Genomic DNA, 22371 nt, shown 5'->3' on the forward strand with positions numbered 1-22371 from the left:
CAAAATATATATTTCATTTTGAGAACGTTTTATCATTATAAAACTAAATAACTTCTACAGGATCACCAACATTTATTTTCCCACCTTTAACTACTATGCCAAATCTACCTTCTCTACTAACTATATAAGGCCTCCCATATTCTTTGTATTTATCTTTTCCTATATAAAGTATTTTAATTACAACTTCTCCAATTTGAATTGAACTATCAACACCAAGATTATTAAGCGGAATACCTGATATAGTAATATTTTCAGTAAATCCACCTTTCTTAACTTCCTCAACTTTATCAGAAGGAACCTTTTCCAAAGCCTCTATAGGTAATATACTTATCTGCCTATCCCAATTTCCTGCATGTGCATCCCCCTCAATACCATATTTTTCAATGACATTAACTGAGGGAACTTGAATTTTTTCAGTTCCTCTTTTTTCACTAATATTTAAAGAAACTACTTTTCCCATTAAACTCTGCCTCCGTATTTAAATTTTTATTTAATATATTTTACATAGTATTTAATTTGATACTTCTTATCTAAATTATCTTGAACAATATATGTTTTGTTTACCTATATATAACAATATCAAAAAAATTCTAACAAATCAATTAATTTCAGTTAAAAAATAAGCTTATATTGTGATTATAGAAACATCTACAATATAAGCTTATTTTGTGTTTATCAACCTATTCAATTATTTAATTGTCAACTTTTTAAATCCTCCATAATTTTTTGCCATTTGAGAATAAAGTTCTTTTCCAAGAAGGAACTTATAAATTTCATCGGCCTTTTTCTCTGGATTAATATCTTTAAATTTTTCAGGATAGAGAACTTTACCAAGATAATATGTATCCGCCAATGCAGTGTCTATATTGTTATAATAGGCAACATAGGGTAATTGACCATATAATTCTCCATTTTTTACTGCAGAAAGGGAATTATAGAAATTGGAGTTTTTTCTATAATCTTGCTGTACTAAAGTATATCCACCCTCGTCAATAATTATTTTTTGAGGATTCCATGTTAAAAGTTTTTCTTTGTCAATCATAACTGATCCACTTTTCCCAGTTTCATCTGCCACATTCTTAGCATTTAATATTTCAAGTTGAGGATAATTGGCTGATGTACTTTCAATACCATGAGTTCCTTTCATGGAAAGTGCACCAACATACACACTCTGTTTTTCCTCATTTGATATGTCTTTAGTTCGCTTGCTTAAATCATTCTTACAATTTTCCATATAATCTACTATATCATTAGCTCTTTTTTCTTTTCCTATAACCTTACCTATAAGTTTCAATGCAGTATACATTTTTTGATCAAATACTACATTATTTCCACAGGTAAGATTTACTACAGGAATTCCTGTCTTATTTTGCAGTTCTTCAGCCCCTGATTTATCAACAATATCTCCAGCAATAATTACATCAGGTTTTACATTAAGGATTAATTCAGGATTAGGATCTGCCGGAAATCCAGGTCCTATTACAGGTAATTTCTTAAGTCCAGGATTTGCAAGCATGTAAGGTCGTCCGTCAGAACTTGTCTGCTGTGCCTTTTCTACACCAACAAGTTCATTTATACCATTAACATAACAATATAATCTCATTGCTGATCCAATAGCCACTACACGCCTAATATTTGCAGGAATAGTAACTTTCCTTCCATCCATATCAGTTAAATTTATTTTTTCTGGTTTCTCAGATGATTTAGATATTCCCTTATTGCCACAGCCACTAAATACACATGTAATTAAGAATAACATGGCAACCATCATGCATGAAAATTTTTTATACATAATAACCTCTCCCTTTATAGTGGTACAACTACAGGAGTATTTCTATATTTTTCAATAGCTACTGAAACAGAATAAACGCTTTCAATGTTTTCAGGCGTCATTACTTCCCTTCCACCTGCAGCAAAAATACTCCCATCTTTTAATAGAACAAATTTATCTGCAAATCTTATAGCAAGATTTAGATCATGTACTATCATTACGGCGGCAATTTGCTGAGTCTTAACTATTTCCCTAATAATTCTTATGACTTCAAGTTGATTTTTTAAATCCAAATTACTTGTAGGTTCATCTAAAAGAAGCACCTCTGGCTTCTGGGCAAGTGCCCTTGCAATTACAACCTTTTGTAATTCACCGCCACTTAACTCATCCAAATATCTTAAAGAATAATCTTCAAGTCCAAGCGCTTTAACAGCCTTATTCACTATTTCAATATCCTCTTTTGAAATATTCCATTTTATATATGGTTTTCTCCCTAAAAGCACCGAATCAAAAACAGTAGTCCTAACACTTACCTGCTGCTGGGAAACATAGCCTATCCTTTGAGCAAGCTTTATGGGACTAAGCTTAAAAATTTCATTACCTTCGATTAATACAGTACCGGACTGTGCCTTTAATATATGATTTATACATTTAAGGAGGGTGGATTTTCCTGCTCCATTTGTCCCCAAGATCGCAAGACATTCCCCTTTTTTTACTGAAAAATTAATATCTTTAAGAACAGATCTACTTGGATACTTAAAAGTAAGCCCCTTTACAGATAAAATCATTTTCTCTTATACCCCCTCATAAGCAAATATAAAAACATAGGTGCTCCCATAAAAGACGTAATAGCACCAACAGGTAGTATTATAGGTGAAATTATGGTTCTTGCAAGGGTATCAGAAACAAGAAGTAAAAGTGATCCCATAAGTGCAGATGCCGGAATCAAGAAACGGTGATCCCCTCCAATAATTCTTCTCATTATCTGAGGTCCTATAAGTCCTATAAATCCTATAATACCTAGAAAAGAAACTGCTGCTGCAGTGATTAAAGAAGAAACAAACATTCCGCCAAAGCGTACTCTTTCTACACTCACTCCAAGACTATTCGCAGCTTCTTCTCCACTGTCCATAGCATTATAATCCCATTGCCTTATAACAAAATAAATCACTGATGCTATAATAAGAATTGCCATTATAATTACCTCTTTCCAAGAAGCACGTCCAAGATCACCAAATGTCCAAAATACAACAGCTGCTACCTGAACATCCTGGGCAAAATACTGAACAAGTGTAATACCCGCAGAAAAAAGTGACCCTATAGCTACTCCGGCAAGGAGTACTGCTTCTGAGGAAAGAGATCTGAGTTTTGCAATCATTAAAATAACAACAGTAGCTAGCATGGAAAAGGAAAATGCACAAATAGTAACTATGTATGGATTATTTATAAGCACTGCATCACTACCGGTACTTTTAACGCTTCCTGCTCCAAATACTATAATAGCAATATTTGCACCAAAAGCTGCAGCACTGGATATTCCTAAAGTTGACGGTGATGCAAGAGGGTTTCTTAAATTACTTTGCATTACACATCCCGCAACAGATAGACCTGCACCTGCTATAATAGCAGCTAAAACTCTTGGGAGACGTATATTCCAAATTACAACGTTGGATAACCCATCCCCATTTTGAAAAATAGTCATTAAAATTTGGTACGGTTTAATATTTGATGAACCAGCACATATAGAAAATAAGGAAAATATTATGATTAGCAATAGTACAAATAAAATTACAATCTTTTTTCTTCCTGTATACCTTTCGTAATTTTCATGTATCTCTTCTTTCAATTTCATCAATTCCTTTGCTTATTTTATACATCACTGCTACTTTTTCCAACAAAACCATGCCACTTTAGAAGTTACCTTTTCTTCTACAATCCCATTTACTGCCTTGCTTTCTATGTAATCTCTAATTAAAACTTTATCTTCTTCTGTTAAAGACTTTTTTCTTCCAAAATTAAGTAAAGATTTTTTATAAAATTGATCTACAGGCTGACTTTTACTCCAATCTGAATCTACATAACTTATCTTTGGATAATAGCCCATATTCCATAATATATTAAGGGCACTATACATTTTGTTTCCATAGGGTTTATCATTATGACATCCTAAAATTATTTCAGAAATTTCATTTTTTAAGCTGTCTTTTCTCTCTACAAATCCACTTAAAAAATACAAGTTTGTCCCGCAATCAATCATTTTTATAAGATCTTCACAGCTATCTACAGCTGGTGTCATAGATGCAAAAACCAAATCAAATTTTTCTTTCCATTTAAATTCTCCTAAACTTAAGTCTGGCCATGCCTTTTTTACAAATTTTACATTATTTCTGCACTTTTCCTTTGAATTTTTTTTGGCATACTTAAGCATATTTTCAGAAATATCTACTGCAGTAACACATTCAGATATTTCCGAAAACTTTCTAGAATAAAATCCTGTACCGCATCCTATATCCAATACGTTCTTAAATTTATTATTTTTACTTGCTTCAATAAATTCTAGTATAGAGATAAAATCTCTACTCTCCTTTTCCTCTATATCTTTGCTATTAAACTCTTCAGCCCTTTCATCCCAAAATTTTTCTTCCATATCATATGATTTCTTTGAAATACTCCACAAATTAGAAAAAAAGTTTATGTCCATTCTTTACCACCCTCGTGTATATTCTTCAAAACAATCCAAGCAAAGTTTCTTTCCTTCACTCATTCTAATTTTATTCTCTGGAACACCTTCTCCACATTTATCGCAAATAACTGTATTAAACAATCTTGCAGTTTTGGGAACCTCAAACTTAGGTTTTTTTATTTCAAATACTTCATCTACCGGTGATTCTAAAATATACCTTTCTCTTTCTTCTCTACTCATTTCGTCCTTAAATTGTTTTAAAACTACCCTTATGCTGTCTCCATTTTCTCTGTTAAAAAATGAAAAAGCCATTTTACCAGTACCCCTATATATTAGATTGCCCTTTCCTAAAGTACATCCTGTTATAACTTGTACTGCATCAACACCACAAGCGTCATTTTCAGTAACGCATACTACTTCTTCATCAGATGAAAATTTCAAATTCATTTTTTCTACTGCTGCCTCACATGCCTTAAATCCTATGGCAAGTCCCGGACACTCATGTCCATGAAATTGTATACATTTATTCCATAATTCTTTATTCATCAATAATCTCCCCTTTCAATTATTTAAATTATACAAGCAATTTTTAAGCCAAAATATGATATATAGATTAGAAATGTATATATTATAACAAGCAGAATTCTTGGCATAAGACAAAAATACTGCTTAAAACCAAGTTTTTTAAATTTTCTTCTAACAGATTATAATTGAAGTTAGATAAAAATGAAAAGCTGATTTTATTATAATGATACAGAATTAGTCTCACAATGATATGATAGCATCATTATGAGACTAATCTAAAACAGAAATATCTATATTATAGGTTCTATTTTGCATCCTATATCAATAGGTTTTGCATAATAAACACAGGTTGTTACAATAGCATCAATTCCTGTTTCAACATAATCCTCAATATTGCTTTCATTAATTCCACCAGCAGCTAATATAACCATAGATGGATTAATATCTTTCAGAATACTTACATTTTCCTTTAATTTATCGCAGGGAACCTTATCAAATTGAATTCCATCAATTCCATTTTTACAAAGTTCAACTGCATCCTCTAGTGAATCAACTTCAGCTATTACTTTTTTTTCACAAACCTTACCTTTAATTTTCTTAATCATCTTAGCTAATTCATGAATGCCGCCTAAAAAATTTAAATGCTGTTTGAAAATAAGTATAGTCTCCGATAATCCTAATCTATGAGGAAAACCTCTCCCTGAAACAACTGCTTTTATAGCTAATTCTTTAGTGCCTGGTATGTTTTTCCTTGTAGTTATAACAGAAACATCTGGATTTATATTAGCTACCTTATCAACTAATTTCCTTGTTTTAGTAGCAATGCCAGAACTGTAGTCAATAATATTTTGACAGATTTTCCATGCCATATGTAAGTCACCGGCGCTGCCCTTTCCTTCAAGAAAGACCTCATTTTTCTTTACTAAACTGCCGGAAGATTTTATTTTTGTCAATTGTATATTTAATTTGCTAAATATTTTTGCCGCTTCTTCTGTTCCACATAGTACCCCATCTTCCCTTGAAAAAAATTGTATCTTACCTTTCTTATTACCAATTTCTAAAACTAAAGTAGTTAAGTCAATATAAGGAACATCTTCTTTAATAAATTTGTCAATGAGTTCATCTGAAATATACACTTGTAACGTCTCCCCTCTGTTAAAACATTTTTATCACAAACCATGACCTATAAAATCTTCCACATACTTTGATTTAGGATGATTAAATATTTCATCAGCAGTGCCTATTTGATAAATTTGCCCATTCCCCATAATTGCTATTCTATCTGCCAGGTATACTGCTTCATTAAAATCATGGGTTATCTGAATAGTTGTAGTATTCAATTCTCTATGCATTTTTTTAAGTTATGTTGAAATTTTTTCTTAGTACCTGGATCCAAAGCACTGCTTATTTCATCAAGGAGTAGTATCTTTGGTGTAGTCACAACAGCCCTTGCAAAAGCAACCCTTTGCTGTTCTCCACCGCTTAATGTAAATGGCCTTCTGTCCAGTAAATGTTCTATATTTAGCATTGAACTTATTTTCTGTAAAATTTCATCCATAATACTTTTATCCATTTTCTTTGTCTTTAATCCAAATAATATATTTTCTCTAACGGACAAATGGGGAAATAACAAATAATCCTGATATACAAATCCAATATTTCTATTTTCCGGCGGAATATTATTTATGTTAACATCATTTATATATATTTTTCCCCTATCAATATCACACCCACCTGCAATAGTTTCTAAAACAACAGTCTTTCCGCTTCCTGTAGCCCCTAGTATTACAAAATACTCTCCATCTAGTACTTCGAAACTTATATCACAAAGTTCGAAATCACCAAGTTTTTTGTAAATATGCTCTACTCTAAGCATATTAGCCTCCTTATGAAATTCTAGTAATTAACTTTTTTTGTACTGCATTTTTGCACACATTCAAATGCAAATAAACAAATTATAGATATAATTATAAGTATAGTGGCAGCAGCTAAAGCCTTATCCAGGTTTCCTACTGACAAATTTAAAAATATAGCTACTGGCAGGGTTTCCGTTTTCATTCTAATAGCACCTGCTAGCATGAGTGCGGTTCCAAATTCCCCAAGTGCATTTATCCACGTAATTATTATAGCTGAAATCAATCCGTTTTTAGCTAAAGGAATTGTTATTTTAAAAAACACTCCCCAGACGCTGCACCCAAGAGTTCTACCTACAAACTCAAGTCTCGGATTCACATCTTCAAAAGTACCCTTTAAAATTCGTATCATATACGGAACATTGATAAAAAAGTTGGCTAGTATAATTCCTTTAACCGAAAACACTGGGTCTAAACCCAACTTATTTATTATATCTTCAACCTGTTTTGTGCTAAATAACATAAGCAAAGCAATTCCTGCTGCAATTGGAGGAATTGAATTTGATATTTGTATTATAGAATTTATAATCATTTTGCCAAAGAAATCATATCTGGCAAGTCCATAAGCTATAGGTACGGCAAATATCAAACAAATTATAGTAGATATTGTAGATGTATATAATGTCAATTTAATTGCAAATTGTATTTCTTTGTCCATAATAATGGATGCTAAGTTAGGAAAACTTTTTTGAAAAACCACAAATATGGTTAGAGTTATAAAAACCGTAAATATACTTATAAAAAGAAATATATAAATTTTAAAAAGAATGTCTTTATAATTATTTTTTGACATACTTAAGACCTCTAATTCCTATTTAATAGGCTTTAAATTATACTTGATAAATATTGATTTTGCTTGATCTGATAAAGCAAAACTTATAAATTTATTGCATAATTCTTTATCTTTAGAACTCTTTAATGCAGCTATAGGTACTGTCTTAATCAAATTTTGATCTTTAGGAATTTGTACTAAATCTATGCTTTTAGACGCATTTAAAGCATTATCTTCCCACATAATAGATGCATCTGCTTTTTTCATGGAAACAAACGTTACCATTTCATTTACTGTAGTAACTGTAGAAACTACATTATTTTTTACCTGACTCTCTATAGCCTGTTTTTGAAATAATTTAGATGCGAGTTTACCTAATGGAGAAGTTTTAGAATCTCCTAAAATTACCTTAACTCCAGGTTTTGTAAAATCATTTAAAGTTTTAATGCCTGCAGGATTTCCTTTCGGTACAGCAATTACAGGCACATGGTATACTAAATCTTTTCTATCTAAAACCAAACCTTTTTTATTTGCTGTTTCATAATCTTCCTTAGATGCTAATACACAAAGATCTCCCTTTTTAGAAACTTCCATCTGACTTATAAGTTCTGAAGAATTAGCATAGGTATACTGAACTTTTACTCCATATTTCTTTTCAAACTCTTTAGCTATTCCCTCCATTGGTTTATTTACTCCTGCAGCGCAATAAATAAGTAATGTCTTTTTATCTGTGTCATTCGTATTAGTACTTTGCTGTTTCTGTCCACATCCTATAAACATACCGCACACTAGTAATAAACTTAAAACCAACATTAACATTTTGTTTTTTTTCAAAGACTTCATCCCCCATACTATTTTATTTGTTTTAAGTAAACATTAAAGTAATTTCATGATAAAATCAATCAAAACTAATCAATACTAAATTTAATTAATTCTTATTATTACTTTTTGTCTACTTATGTTGATTGTATCAAAAACATAACACTAAATCAATTATGTTCAATATCTATGTTAATAGAAAATAGTCCATACTTTAACTTAAAATATGGACTATTTTATGTGTAATTTAAATAAAATTTAACTTATATACAAAAATTTTTTTAAAGCTTCATTGCTGTGTGTAATCTTTGTAATCCGGTTTAAACCACTTTATAGATATACTTGCTTTACCTGTTTCATCCTTAGGGTTTACTTCTAAATTATCATTATCTATCTTAGATTTATTTATTAATAGCACTGTATTTTTAGGATTATCACAATAAAAAGTAATTCCTCTTATATCATCAATTGTAGGAATGTATCTTCCAAATATAGGATCACTTATAGAAGTTATATTAACATAAGTTTTGCCGTTTTGAGTTAATTTCTGATAGGTTAAGTACTTATGAATATTGGCATAGTTTAAAACTCTGGAAGTTTTCGCAACAATTATTTTATTGTTGTCCTGATATTCTTTTAATAGTTTCAGTGAACTTATATTATCTTGTGTAAATAAATCTTCTGTGTCAATACCCAGGTGTTGTGCCACTATACTATATTGTTTATTATTTACTATACTGTCAAGATTGGCTTTTGTAAGCTGTCTGTGAATATATTTAGGAGTCCAAATCCAATCTATTTTATTATTTACTAAATCATTTGTATACCTATGAAATCCCCACACTTTTCTTCCATCTCTCAATGAAATTTCGTAGAGTGGATAATCGTGTCCAAATTTGTCATCTGACCATGAATCCCAAACATATTTAATACCACTTTTTAAAGTTATATCTGTATGATAGTAAGGTGATTTAGGATTGTCCCCTTGTTGATAACTCATAAATTTTCCAGTACCATATGCACCAAAATTTTGTTTATTAGCTTTATTACCATGATTTATCCATACCGTTTGTTTTAAATTTTCAGAATTTAAAACGTTCCATGCGTTTTCAGCCAAATTTCTATTAAAAAGAGTACCTCTTTGATTTTCAGTTGAAAAATCTCCAAAAGTATGGATACAATCTATCCATCCTGACTTAATATAGTGAGTTATTTCATCAGCATTGTGTTTTTCAGTTTGACTTGTCCCATTAAAAAATGTCATTATACTTTTCACGTTATGTCTTCCATGAACATCAACTACAGAGTCGGTATTATCACCCATATACATCCAGAAGGAATCTCCAATATCTAATCCTAGTCCTTGTCCATATGATGTCTGAGATTTGGTATTTAAAAATTTATGATAGGTTTTAAATTCTTCCAATGTTCCATCATCAATATCAGAACATATAGCAAGCATAGAACTGTAGGGATATGGAAACTTCCTCAAATCTTTATTTTGGGAATCAGTAGTTTCAGGAATTGAATTTAATGCATTTTTAGGTATAGCATCCTGAGTTTTTTTACTTTTATGAGAATTTGCATTAGATGATACTGCTACAGAACTAGTCAATTTTTTTTGAAAGTGAAATTTATAGTTGCAAAAACAAGCAATTAAAATTATTAGTATAAAACAAATTAAAGTTACAGCCTTAAATTTTTTATTTTTCTTAATTCTTTTTGTTCTCCTCGATCTAGGCATAAGTCACATCCCCATATAAATTGTTTGTTAATAAAAAGAGATTTCTGTCCCTTTTGGTTTTCTCATAATTATCAAATTTAGTTTACATTATGTTAAAAATCCTATATAAGTATAAACGCTGCCAATCTGTATGTCAAACATTTAATATTTTCCTATATTGTGGAATAACATTACTCTCTTTTCTAAAGGTTTGGCATTAGAATAAATATCTTTCATATTGGAATACTGATTAAAGAGGTGAAACATATGTCTAAAAGTAAAAAAAACGAAAACACAAAATCCAAAAACATACAAGAAAAGTTAAGCAATACGGTTAATTCTGCCCATAATAATAACCAGAATCAAAATCATAATACAAAAAAAGAGGCCTTAGGTTCCAACACTAAAAGATGATGAGTTTGAATGGACTGTACCTCAATATTGAATATCACTTGCTGCACGATTCCAAACCATCGGATTATTTAAAAGAGATATATAATATTCCGTCATTTAAGCAGCATCCATTTGACATGCTCTACAAATTGAATGATACAAAGCAATCTCCAAAATATCATCCAGAAGGCACCGTTTGGAACCATACTCTACTTGTAGTAGATGAAGCAGCAAAGGTAAAATCAAAAAGTAAAAATGAAAAAGTATTTATGTGGGCAGCACTGCTTCATGATATTGGAAAACCTTCTACAACCAAGGACAGAAAGGGTAAAATAACCTCCTATGACCATGATAAGGTTGGAGCAACTCTATCAAAAGAATTCTTGCTATTTTTTACAGAAGATAAAGACTTCATTGAAGGAGTTTGCGAACTTATCAGGTACCACATGCAAATACTCTTTGTAGTAAATAATTTGCCCTTTGCAGATATACAGGGTATGAAAGAGCACACAGATATCCATGAAGTGGCTTTACTAGGCTTATGCGATAGAATTGGAAGATTAAATAGCGATAGAGAAAAAGAGAAACATACCCTTAATCAGTTTCTCCAAAAATGCAAATAATTTTATTTTTTTAATATGTCATTTCAAATAAAAAAGCCGTACAGTTTTTTGATATGATCCCCCATTTCCATTAACAGACTTTTATTTTTAACCTGTGTGCTTTAAGGGGAGCATATCATTTTTTAATTGCTGCATTAAATAAGAAGATTCATCAATTTAACTTCTTTTTAACTATTGAACATTTCCCCTATAAAGTGATTTACCCTCTATGCTCGTGACATTATATGCACAAAACGGAATAATCTTGCCCTCAGGACTTACTACATGTAAACTGCACTCATGCAGCCTTTCAAGATCAATATTCCAGCAATCCTGAAAAGCCATTCCAGTAATAGTAAAACCATGAGATTTGAGCCGAGCAATAAAAATATCCATTTCATCCATTTTAACATTAGATTTATTCAAACTTTGATTGCTTTGAGAACTCTGCCTTACCCATCTTCGCATTACAAAGTTTCTGTTTTTTTCAACCCCAGAAGAATCGGTTTTGCTATTACAGCAGCATCCCTCTTTTCTAATTGTTAAGTGTTTTACACTGCCATCAGGCATTACTACAAAATCTCCATGAAAACCACAGCGTGCATGATCACAACCTGATGGTGCAAAATATTCAACCTTAAAATTACCTCCTGTCTGCCCTTCAATTTCCCTTAATACCTCTGGCAAAGTTATACGTTGATTGTCGGAAGGAGAAGCTGGATATCTACCAAAATAACTTACAGGTTGAAAATGAATTCCTCTAACATCAGGAGCTCTTGACAGTCCAAATCTTACTATATCTCCAATATTGTCCACGTTAACTCCTGGAACTATTGTAGGTACCAGCACAATTCCAAGATTATTATCGCCGCAGTTTTTAATAGCATTTTCTTTTTCAGCAAGAAGGTTTCGTCCCCTAAGCTGCCTGTATATATCATCTTTCGTTCCATCAAACTGCATAAAGACTGAAGATAATCCAGCTTCTTTTAGTATTTTTACATATTCAGGTTCTTGTGATAAACGAAGTCCATTTGTATTTAATTGTATATACGGAAAGCCCATCTCCTTTATCATTCTAATTATTTCAGGTAAATCATTTCTCACTGTAGGTTCTCCTCCTGAAATATGGACAAAAGGTCTTCCAGCTTCTACAAGGACTTTAAGCCACTCCTTTATCTTATCAAAAGATGGATCTTGAGCTTTTCCTCCACTGCTGGCAAAGCATACATTACAATTCAAATTACAACGCTGAGTTACCTCCAACAAAGCGCAGCAGGTTTGCTGTCTATGTTCAGCACATAAACCGCAATCATAGGGACATCCCTTTTCTACCTCAGTCAAACATTTTTGAGGGTATATGGGCCATTTATCCTTTTTCCATGAAGTATAACAAGGTTCATCTTGCCCTCTCCAGATAATCGTAGAAAAATCTCCATGCTCATCACAATTTTTCTGCATATAGATATCTCCATTTATTGAAACATGTCTTGCAGGTATTTTTTTTAAACATACTGGACATAAACTTTCGGTTATATGAATTACATTCGCAGCTTCATTCATGATAGTTCCTCCAAATCATAATACATAAATATTTTTGTTTATTCTTTTCCTTCATCCATCATCCCAAAACATTCTGTAAAAAATACTTGATAATCAACTTTATACATTTCTGACACTTCTTTAAGAGCTTCATCAATTAATGCAGCTAACAATTGTGACTCACAAGCTGCTCTTATATTTATAACAACACGCAGTTTATTATATTTTTTCTGTATTTTTTTATCATATTCTGTTTTATAATCAATTCCAAGCAAGGATGCCTTTCCAAAATCATTTTCGCCGCCAACAGCAAATATTTTAAGATGAGGAACATTACGTTTGTTTTTGACAAGTTTCATACGTATCGATTCAATAAAATCATCAATAAACGCATTACAGTCAAATTCCTTACCATCCTTTGCTTTGAGAAAAAATCGGCGGTTATACCAACTAAGTTTACTTTCTGCTGCTAAAAACTCATCCCCACCATAACCTATATCAACAACTTTAAGCTTTGATTCATGTGACATAAAGTATTCCACAACTTCCTTAATATTTTTATTTTCTCTTGCTGAAATAGCAAATACGGGGATATTAGGACAAGCTTTTCTAAGAAAGCTCAAATATTTTTCAATTTCATCATCTGTCAAAAGATCAATCTTATTTAATACAATACAATCTGCTTCTTCAAGTTGAGAACTTAGTAAATATATCATTTCTTCAGGTAAATTTATATCTGCTTTCTCCGGCATAATCATTCGCAGTCTTTCAGGATCTACAATAACCATAAATGGTGCTAACTCAAATTCTTCACCATAATCACTATTTAATTTATGATAAACATGGTCTAATGCACCTACACCACAACCTGGAATATCAGACATCACAATATCTGCATTTTCCACATCTCGCAGTCTTCTAATTTTATCTACCAGGTTTTCTGTCTGGTAGCAAATACAACCTCCAGCAATTTCTGTTACTGAACACCCTGTTGTTGATGTATAACCAGCATCAACAAGATTTTTAGCACCTAAATCATTAGCTATAATAGCAGCCTTTCCAATATTTTTATTTATATATTCGGTAAATGCAATCATGCTTGTTGTTTTTCCAGCTCCCAAAAATCCACTGACAACCATAAATTTATTTTTTTTCATTTTATCCATCCTTCCAATTTTTTTAGATATTTAATATCTCATACTTTGAGTAATTACAATCGTCTTCATTAATTTTAAAAATTCGCTTTGCTGGACAGAAATTAGTTCCATTCCAGATTGCTATCTTTACACGGACATTTTTTAATTATTAATTAGATTAAATCTCTTATTAGACTATATCTAATATTATCTATAAGTATACCGCTTTTGTATCTAATGTCAATATATATCTATTCAGAATTTTCCCAAACATGGAGTCTTTAGATATACTTTGCATTTTTCTTCTTTTGATATAGGCTTGGAATAAATTGTAATGCATTAGTAAGTCTACTTTTTTATGAATTTTAACCATAAATAACTACATACAGATTTTTGTTATTTTATTCTATCCTGTTCCAATTTGTTTTATTTTTTTGGAGAATATAAACATAAAAAACACTGTAAAATTCAAATTTGAATAATACAGTGTTTTATAAAATTATTTGCTGCAAATCAATAAATCCTTTATATATTTCTAAATTCAAACTGTTTATTAGTGTGATCCTTTGCCATTATTATCATTACTACCAGAACCAGAATTAGAGGTATTAATATCTGTTGAAGCTGGCTGAATATATGGCAATGTATAACTTACATTCACATCTTCACCATTAAATGTTACTGTATAGAGTAAATTTTGGTCACTGTATCCTGTACCATTTATAAAGTTGGTGCTTAAAGATTTAGAGAAGGATTGACCATTAATTTTATAAGTTAAAGTATAATTTTCCTGAACATTTCCTCCGTTAGCATTATTCCCAGTCCATTTAGAACTAATACTGCTAGGTTCTACTAAAGCATTAGTTACAACCGGAGTTGGTGCTGCTGGTGCAGTAAATGTAAAGTCTTGTGAATAGTCTGGTGACCTACCATCCTTTGCAGTATAAGTATAGGTTGTTGAAGGATCTATTGATATAGATTCTTGATTTTCTTCAATTTGACCATTACTTAGATTCTTAATAAGAGTAAAACTCAAATTATATTTATAATCTGACCAATTCCAATCACAATCAACTACTGGTTTTACCACAAAACTTTTAATATTTACAGGTGGTATTTGGTTACCTACATTAGCAGGTACACCATCATACGTTGGATCTTCCCCTAGAATTGAAACCGAACTTTCACCAGAAACAGTTCCTGTTATTTCTTTAGAAGTTTTTGTTCCATCATCCCAAACTTTTATTAAGTCATACATTCTCAACTCTCAATTTTCAATTAAAAAAATTAGGTCGTAATTTTTTTATAATCTGTATTACAAATTACTAATTTACTATTTCAAACCTTAAATTGGAATTTATGGCTCTATCCACTCTCTTTTCAGAATAGCATATTGGTAGGTGTTTTCATAATGCGGAGTCCCATCCGGGTTGTTCACGAAAGATATAAATTCCATAAAGAGTCCTTCTTTTCTCATTCCAAGTCGCTCACAAAGCTTTTGGGACGGAATATTATCGTCTTCAGCATAAGCATATATTCTCCTTGCACCGTTATTGAAGAAGTAGTCGATTAACGCTTTTGCCGCTTCAGTTGCATAACCTCTCTTGCCATATTTTAAGTTGAAATTCCATCCGACACTATATGTATCAGGCTCCTCTTTTATGGCAAAAAGATCCCCGATAATTGAATCTGTATCAGACAAACAAACAGCGAAGTCTTCACCTTCTTTGCATCTTCGCTCCACTTCTTTTTCTGCTTCATCAAGTGAATCTAATTTTTCACTCAGAAAACAATGTACAGGTGGGTGCTCAAGGATTTCATACAATCCCGCAGCATCTTTTTTATCAAAATCACGAATTATCAATCTATCTGTTTTCAAATGCATTTAATAATTATCTCCTTTAACTTCTAATTTTTACTTGAGTTATATTCTGTTTTTTTAATTCCAATTTCGTAATAAGCACGGCAAAATACAATCAACGATGTTGTTAAGATAGTATATTGGACTAGAAAAAAAGTGGAACAAGATCTTTTCGGATCTTATCCCACTTAAATAATCTTTTGATTACAAGTCCTCTGATAAGGATAATTCATTATACCATATTCAGACAAAAAAGCAACACAAATTCTGATTCACCAGAGATTTAGCACCTAAATTCCAGTGAAAATTTTATTTTTACTGGAATTATATTTTTTTACACTTATTTAAAGGTCTGGTAAGCCCTTAAACCGGTAGATCGTAAAAATTGTTATACACTCCCCTACCCCTAAAAATCTTAATGCAAAGTTTCCAGTTTTTATTTTAAAATTACGTCTTTATGAATAGTGGATTATCCCAATCATCTTCTATAGTAAATCTTTCATCTTTTATATCTTCAATAATATCTATTTGGAGCATTTTTTTCTTCCTAAAACCTCTGATACACCTAAAAAAATATAACTGCATTAAATTAAATGCTAGTATCATAAACATTAAAACTGTCTCTACCCCTGTAGAACTGTGAAGAAAACAATGATCTAAATGCCATTCAGTTTTCAACTGATGAAATACATTATTTTCAATATCCCATCTTTTATGCATTATTTTCCATAAAGTTTCTACTGATATAAATTTATCTGTTGTTATGATCCATTCTTCTTTAATTTCTGCTTTATCTCCAGTATGAATTTCTTCTATAAATTTTATGAATCTTACTTCTATACTTGAATCAGACATTTGAAAATTATCATCATCCCACGCTTTAATCTTTCTATAGGTATTTACATTTTCCTTTACAGTCCAATCTTTATCTGCCTCCCGGCATTTAAATAGGGCTAATGCATCTTTTACAATGTGCAGCCTTTCATCTTTTACTCTTACCAATGCATCCATTCCTATAGAAAGAACTTCTTTTATCCAAGTAGATTTACAGTAAAGAGCATCAGCCACTATGATGTCAGCGAAATGATGATACTTCTTATATAACTTCTTAATTAGTCGTTTACTACCCGTAATTTCACCTTCATCTTTACTTGAACTATCTTTTTTAGGTTCAAGCATCTCTTGACCTAAAATAATATGTGGGTCTGATCCTACTGTTGCACACACTACAGATCTATGAAAATAATGGGTAGTTCCATCTCTATTCTCTCGAGAAAGGCATTTATTGCAACATTTTTTAGTACTTTCAAATAACTCTACACCATCTATGGCAGCTACTTTTAAACCATCAATAGTACCATTTCGAAATACTTTGTTTTTTATAGTTGTTTTTATTATGCTGATATGAATGTTTTTCAAGCCATCCATATCAAAGTTACTTAAACACCGCCTGACTGCGTCAATGTGCAGCATTTTAGTATTTTTAGGTAACACTTTTTTAAATTTATTCTTTTCAATCCAATGTTCTAATCTATTGAAACTTCTTATTTGAAGCATGAATCCAAATAACACTACGAAAACTATTGTTGAAACTTTTACTGGAGATTTTACTCTTTTATCTTTTAAACTATTGATTTTTTCACCTATATCATATACTTTATTAATATAAGTAAGTAATTGTTTTAAATAACTTTTACTCATTTTATCAGCATCCTTTTATTTTTAGTTTTCAGCAAAACCATTATAAAAAGGATGCTTTTATTATGCAAATTTTTTCCGTATAATTTCCAGTAAAAATCGGAATCTATTACTTCTACTGTAAATATTCATAAGACTTTATAATCCAAAGGACTACCGTCCTAAAAATTTTTTAAGTGCTAAACTTCTGCTGATTCACTTTCATTCAAATCATCAATACAATTTTTATTTGTCTGTATAATTTTTATTTCACAATAGAGGAAAATATTTTAACTGGTTACTCATGGAGTTATAATACAGATAGTAAAGCTATAAATCTTATTGAACAAGATAATTGTGGCCAATCTTATGAAGAATATAGATATTTTCAATTAAACCCAAATAATACAATAAAGTAGGTAAAGATTATAAAAAATACATTTTAGGAGGATATACACTTTGACATGCTCCTTTTAGAGTAGACAGATAAAATAAAAAATCTGGTTAATCCGAAGGGAGCTATTATTAAGCTTACTTGGAAGTGCAGGGGATATATATGCTTCTGTATCTTCTTATATATGATAAAAATAGGAAAATATAAATAAAGCTTACTTTTTTGATGTGATATCATAAAAAAAGCTGGCATCACCAACCTTCTTTACTTATCCAAACAACCTATTCCATGTATTAACTCCAACAAAATGCCATCAACTGCAAGCCCGCTGTCTCTCTGAAAACTTTTTCTATATCTTTCATATGATTCTTTATTTATATCTTCCAAGGTATAATTTCTTATCTATTGATATTTCTTTAGATTTATACTTTCGTATACTCCTCCTATTATAAATTGCTTCTATGCTCATTTATTTCACCTCATTAAATTGGAATTTATAGTTAAGCAAAATTTTATATATGCCATACATATAGTGCCATATCATAATTATTTTTTGACTTCTTCTTACCTTCATATATAAAACCTTCATTTTCATATAACATCCTCAATTTATTTCTTTGTAAATTACAATCTAATCTTAGTGAATTAATACCATTTTTTAATGATAAATTTTTGGCAAAATTGATAAGTTCTTTTGAGACACCTTTACCTGCAATCACTCTCTTAACAGCCAACTTATGTATATAAAGTGACTTTTCTTTTGAAATTTCAGGCCAATACTTTGTGTCTAAATCAGTTATAGCCATACATCCCACAGGCATTCCATTGATTCTGCAATTTATTTTTTTCCATCCACATCACTGCATCTAATAATATCTCCTCAATCACTAAAGTATCATGTTCTTTTGCCTGCTTTATCATAGATTATCCTTTCTAAAGTACTATTTACAATATTCAATCTTAAATTGGAATTTTCACATCAAAATTCCCAATAAACTTATCCTTGAAAATCCTGCTTCAAATATTCATAAACTATTATTTCAGTATTCTTATTTAAATCTTCATCTCCATTTAGTCGAAGTACTTTACAGGGTAACGAATTAGCCCATTGTGTATGTGTGCGCATACATGGAGAACCGTCGGTATCATATCTTGCTGAATTATCAAGAAAACGGCAATGTTCTTCATACATATCGCCGCCTTCCATGATTCTCTCCCCATATGCTTCATATTCTCTCTTATTAATTCGGGAAATTCTAAATTCCTCTTGCCATTTCTTTTAACCTCCTTAACGCCAAATTATAATTTGTATGAACATTCTTATATACAAAATCATAAAAATGGGCATTATTTATATTAGTACTCGGAACAGGTTTGAGGATAAGCGAAGTAGTAGCCCCTAAGTGGTCTGACATAGATTTTAAAAGAGTATCTAAAATTAATATAGGAAATTCAGTGGAAAATAAAACTGCAATAATAGAACAAGGGGCTAAAACCAAAAGCAGTAAGAGGACTATACCTGTACCTCTAAATATAATGGAAGAGTTGAAGAAGCATAAAAAATGCTTTCACGAAATCGTGAAAGCATTGATATATGGCAGGGGTAGTAGGTCTCGAACCTACAACCTACGGTGTAATAGAATGGACATTATGTTAAAATTATACAAGTTTATAAGCCTTTATATATCAACGCTCTCCAGACATAGCTTGTCCTTCTAATAAAACCTAAATGCATTACTTTTCTCCCCCGGTTGTGTTACGGTTGTGTTACAGATTTGAGTATAAGTCTCTATAATTTTGTGGAATATAGTTACATAATTTATTCCACTATGTGGACTTACATATAAGATAATTGAATAAGTTTTTCTGCTTCATCTCCGAAATATTTTTTTAACTTTCCTATATTTTTTATAATGTGATCCTTTCTCACACCTTAGAGAATAACTTCATACTCAGATAAAAAACTGAACATATCTTCATAAATTATTTGTATTACATCTCTATCCCTGATAAATTTTAAAATTGACTGGTGCTATATCCGATTTAGCATATAACGGATGTTTAGGATAGCCATATTTAGTTATCGCAAGACATTTTAATTTATATTTATTTCCTAAAATTCTAATAAGTTCTTTATCTCTATTAAACAGAGAGCCTTTTGTTCCCCAAGCTGCAATTATAAAATCAGACTCTTTTAAAGCATCAATAATATATTTATCATTTTCAGGACCAACTGGATTAATAGTAGTACGTAAGCTTTTAGGATTTGTAGCCCTAAAAGCAAATAAATTAACTACTTGTATAGAGCCGCATCCCCATGATTTCGCAAATCCTATACATCTTCTTATCGTAGGATCATCGATCTTATCATCTGCTGTACTCGGATTAAGCATAATAAATGTTGCTCTGGGCTTGTTTTTATTCCAGATCCTCCACAAGCTATACCTATACTTTCCGCTTTGATCCATAACTGCACCTTTAATTATTTTTTTCAATTTAATCACCTCATTATAAATAAAGACTAATTTTTAAAATCTACTCCTAAAATAACACTACAAGTTCATAAAAATTTCATATTGTTTAATCAATCTTTAGATAAATATTAACCTTCAGAAACTGAAGCACTGGCCAAGCTTTAACTCTTCGCACACTCAGACAAAAAGCTTGGCAAGTGCCTTTAATTTTAATGGGATGCTCCGCCCCAATCCCAGGAAGTAATGCTTCTCTGTCTCATAATAGGCTCGGACTTCCTCGCAAGGAAGCTTTGGACAAGCACTTTCTTTTTCGCTTAGTTACTGCATCAATAATCACTTAAAGTAAAACATCTGTTATATGCAAAACCTAACCCTGCAGCGTTCAAAACAAAGGCTAGTCCAAAGGCAAATTATATAAATTCTTTTACACAGCGTTTTAAATAAACACCGCTCCTATATCTTTATAAAATGAGTTTTTATACTTTCACAAAATAAAAATACCATAAACATATATGTATAAATTTAAAATATAATGCTATAACTTTTCCCTTATCACTAATAAGAATTGTTATATATATAAATATTACTGTAGACACACTTCTAATTTCACTTATGTGTTCTTGAAATAATAAACCGCTGTATATTTTCTTCAAGCACCAGCACTTTTTTAGTCCTCGTCAGCCTTATGATAGTTAGATTCCTGCAAAAAAATAAAAGGAAGGCTTCCTGCGGATAAAGTGCTTCCTTAATAATTCATAAAAAGTTCCTGTTTTAACTGTACTGCCGGTGTATTCCTCTGGGGTCTTCCCTCTACGCACAAAGTATTTAATTAAATTGAATTTTTCACGCACGATTGACGCCTTTGACAAGCCCAGGGCTAGTCCACCTTATACATGCCCTTTGCAGGGCAGGCATAAGGACGGCTTAGGTATAAAATAATTTAAATTTTTATTTATCTATTATATGAATAATTACATACAAATTAGTTAAATTAACACTTGGATTTATTTTTTTCATTTAATGGATTAGATTGTTTCTTATCATCAGGTATAAATGTCATATTAAATTGACTAATAGGTTCTATAAGTTGCAAACCCTGCTTTATATATATTAATTCCTGATCTTCTTTCATTCTACTTTTTATTAGTTCTTTGCTCATGCCCAATTCCTGCATTAAAAGTACTCTTAATACTAATTTCATAAAACTTGATGCATAAAACATCCTTTCAGGCTCTAATATTTTATATTTAGATTTATTATCAAAATGAGTATAATAATTTCTCGTATCAACGATTTCACATATCAACAATTTTCTTTTTTTTGATGAAATATCAAAGACATAATTAGTTTCATTAAATAATTCTGCTAATCGTTTTCTCAATCTTGGTTCATTTGATAATATGCTCTTTATTAATTCTCTATCTTCGCTACTTTCAACTTTTTCTAAAATATTCTGTACCTTTTTTTCAAATTCTGCTTGAGGTAACACTGCATTCTTTCTCATTCTTCGTGAATAAGCTTCAATAGCTTGGATAACTTTTAAAAAAGATGTAGGTACCATAAATACTTTTTCATAAGCATCAACAAAATAGTCAATTATAGGTTCTAACTTATCCTTTTTAACTTTCCAATTATTTATAACATTTTCAAAAATATCTCTAATATATGAGAACTTAATACATATATCATGTTCTTTAATTACTTCTTTATCCATTATATTACTTGCCGGATAAATAAATTCAACTTTTTGACCACTTTCATTTTTACTGGTTATTGAAAGTGGGGATACCCTCTTTCCAATACACAACGTAAGCAATTTAGCAAAATCCCATATTCTATCAAGAGCATTTTTATAATATACTTTTTCAAAAAATTTAAAAGATACGAATTCATATTGGTACATTGTAAAATTGCTAAGAAAGTCACTTTTAGCATTTAGCTTATATGTAAATTCAATTTTTTCATTACCTACATTACAAATAAACACTTTTGGCATATGATAAATTTGATTATTTCGCGGAAAAGAATCCAGTACGGAGCATAGCTCCGTACCAGTAATAATCCGTCTTGAATCCAGCAATTCACGGAA

24 protein-coding genes are annotated in these 22371 nt (G+C 30.9%); 1 reads left to right on the top strand and 23 read right to left on the bottom strand.

The window, feature by feature from the left end:
• Positions 1–43: 43 nt before the first annotated feature.
• The 12 genes from B5S50_RS08365 to B5S50_RS08415 all read right to left on the bottom strand — a co-directional run bounded on the left by B5S50_RS08365 (position 44) and on the right by B5S50_RS08415 (position 10227).
• Complete coding sequence (locus B5S50_RS08365) at positions 44–460, bottom strand: MOSC domain-containing protein (protein ID WP_217303575.1); 417 nt, start codon at positions 458–460, stop codon at positions 44–46.
• A gap of 228 nt (positions 461–688) precedes the next feature.
• Positions 689–1792, bottom strand: a complete 1104-nt coding sequence (locus B5S50_RS08370) for an iron ABC transporter substrate-binding protein (protein ID WP_217303576.1) — start codon at positions 1790–1792, stop codon at positions 689–691.
• A gap of 14 nt (positions 1793–1806) precedes the next feature.
• Complete coding sequence (locus tag B5S50_RS08375) at positions 1807–2559, bottom strand: ABC transporter ATP-binding protein (protein ID WP_065079768.1); 753 nt, start codon at positions 2557–2559, stop codon at positions 1807–1809.
• Positions 2556–3623 carry an iron ABC transporter permease gene (locus B5S50_RS08380; RefSeq protein WP_217303577.1) on the bottom strand — a complete coding sequence of 356 codons (1068 nt, stop codon included), beginning with the start codon at positions 3621–3623 and terminating at the stop codon, positions 2556–2558. Before B5S50_RS08380 ends, B5S50_RS08375 begins: the two co-directional genes overlap by 4 nt.
• A 30-nt stretch (positions 3624–3653) precedes the next feature.
• Entirely contained in the window at positions 3654–4472 is an 819-nt protein-coding gene (locus B5S50_RS08385; RefSeq protein WP_065079770.1) for a class I SAM-dependent methyltransferase, read from the bottom strand.
• Between the two features lie 3 nt (positions 4473–4475).
• The gene (locus tag B5S50_RS08390; RefSeq protein WP_065079771.1) at positions 4476–5000 is read right to left on the bottom strand and encodes an FmdE family protein; all 525 of its coding nucleotides are present in this window, start codon (positions 4998–5000) and stop codon (positions 4476–4478) included.
• Between the two features lie 269 nt (positions 5001–5269).
• The gene (gene modD, locus B5S50_RS08395) at positions 5270–6115 is read right to left on the bottom strand and encodes a ModD protein (RefSeq protein ID WP_065079772.1); all 846 of its coding nucleotides are present in this window, start codon (positions 6113–6115) and stop codon (positions 5270–5272) included.
• Positions 6116–6148: 33 nt separating this feature from the next.
• Entirely contained in the window at positions 6149–6319 is a 171-nt protein-coding gene (locus B5S50_RS21545; protein ID WP_254306735.1) for a hypothetical protein, read from the bottom strand.
• Positions 6316–6855: an ATP-binding cassette domain-containing protein gene (locus B5S50_RS08400; RefSeq protein ID WP_254306736.1), complete on the bottom strand. Its 540-nt coding sequence runs from the start codon at positions 6853–6855 to the stop codon at positions 6316–6318. Before B5S50_RS08400 ends, B5S50_RS21545 begins: the two co-directional genes overlap by 4 nt.
• Positions 6856–6875: 20 nt before the next feature.
• On the bottom strand, positions 6876–7685 hold the full coding sequence (locus B5S50_RS08405) for an ABC transporter permease (RefSeq protein WP_217303578.1): 810 nt from the start codon (positions 7683–7685) through the stop codon (positions 6876–6878).
• Positions 7686–7703: 18 nt separating this feature from the next.
• Positions 7704–8498, bottom strand: a complete 795-nt coding sequence (modA, locus tag B5S50_RS08410; protein ID WP_065079775.1) for a molybdate ABC transporter substrate-binding protein — start codon at positions 8496–8498, stop codon at positions 7704–7706.
• A gap of 274 nt (positions 8499–8772) precedes the next feature.
• Positions 8773–10227, bottom strand: coding sequence for a hypothetical protein (locus B5S50_RS08415; RefSeq protein ID WP_217303579.1), 1455 nt, complete (start codon positions 10225–10227; stop codon positions 8773–8775).
• A 389-nt stretch (positions 10228–10616) separates the two neighbouring features.
• Between B5S50_RS08415 and B5S50_RS08420 the strand changes: the two genes are divergently transcribed.
• Complete coding sequence (locus B5S50_RS08420; protein WP_217303580.1) at positions 10617–11222, top strand: HDIG domain-containing metalloprotein; 606 nt, start codon at positions 10617–10619, stop codon at positions 11220–11222.
• 171 nt (positions 11223–11393) lie between these two features.
• Here B5S50_RS08420 and trsS read toward each other — a convergent pair whose 3' ends face one another.
• The 11 genes from trsS to B5S50_RS08465 form a co-directional block, all read right to left on the bottom strand.
• Positions 11394–12761 (bottom strand): radical SAM (seleno)protein TrsS, encoded by a 1368-nt coding sequence (trsS, locus tag B5S50_RS08425; RefSeq protein ID WP_217303581.1) that lies wholly within the window; start codon positions 12759–12761, stop codon positions 11394–11396.
• Positions 12762–12799: 38 nt separating this feature from the next.
• Positions 12800–13897: a GTP-binding protein gene (locus B5S50_RS08430; protein ID WP_065079779.1), complete on the bottom strand. Its 1098-nt coding sequence runs from the start codon at positions 13895–13897 to the stop codon at positions 12800–12802.
• A gap of 532 nt (positions 13898–14429) precedes the next feature.
• The gene (locus tag B5S50_RS08435) at positions 14430–15134 is read right to left on the bottom strand and encodes a hypothetical protein (RefSeq protein WP_065079780.1); all 705 of its coding nucleotides are present in this window, start codon (positions 15132–15134) and stop codon (positions 14430–14432) included.
• 99 nt (positions 15135–15233) lie between these two features.
• Positions 15234–15761 (bottom strand): GNAT family N-acetyltransferase, encoded by a 528-nt coding sequence (locus tag B5S50_RS08440; protein ID WP_065079781.1) that lies wholly within the window; start codon positions 15759–15761, stop codon positions 15234–15236.
• Positions 15762–16184: 423 nt separating this feature from the next.
• A complete protein-coding gene (locus tag B5S50_RS21550; RefSeq protein WP_254306610.1) occupies positions 16185–17438 on the bottom strand; it encodes a transposase in 1254 nt (417 codons plus the stop codon).
• Positions 17439–18072: 634 nt separating this feature from the next.
• Positions 18073–18195, bottom strand: a complete 123-nt coding sequence (locus B5S50_RS21800; protein ID WP_275507590.1) for a hypothetical protein — start codon at positions 18193–18195, stop codon at positions 18073–18075.
• Positions 18196–18320: 125 nt separating this feature from the next.
• Positions 18321–18614, bottom strand: coding sequence for a GNAT family N-acetyltransferase (locus B5S50_RS08450; RefSeq protein WP_254306737.1), 294 nt, complete (start codon positions 18612–18614; stop codon positions 18321–18323).
• Positions 18601–18729, bottom strand: coding sequence for a hypothetical protein (locus B5S50_RS21805; protein WP_275507591.1), 129 nt, complete (start codon positions 18727–18729; stop codon positions 18601–18603). Before B5S50_RS21805 ends, B5S50_RS08450 begins: the two co-directional genes overlap by 14 nt.
• Positions 18730–18805: 76 nt before the next feature.
• Positions 18806–19015: a hypothetical protein gene (locus tag B5S50_RS08455; RefSeq protein ID WP_242872178.1), complete on the bottom strand. Its 210-nt coding sequence runs from the start codon at positions 19013–19015 to the stop codon at positions 18806–18808.
• Between the two features lie 793 nt (positions 19016–19808).
• Positions 19809–20303 carry a DUF1643 domain-containing protein gene (locus tag B5S50_RS08460; RefSeq protein ID WP_217303582.1) on the bottom strand — a complete coding sequence of 165 codons (495 nt, stop codon included), beginning with the start codon at positions 20301–20303 and terminating at the stop codon, positions 19809–19811.
• Positions 20304–21273: 970 nt separating this feature from the next.
• Entirely contained in the window at positions 21274–22278 is a 1005-nt protein-coding gene (locus tag B5S50_RS08465; protein WP_217303583.1) for a HEPN domain-containing protein, read from the bottom strand.
• Between the last annotated feature and the right edge of the window lie 93 nt (positions 22279–22371).

This window comes from Clostridium sp. 001 (assembly GCF_019056555.1).
Lineage (GTDB): Bacteria > Bacillota > Clostridia > Clostridiales > Clostridiaceae > Clostridium_B > Clostridium_B ragsdalei.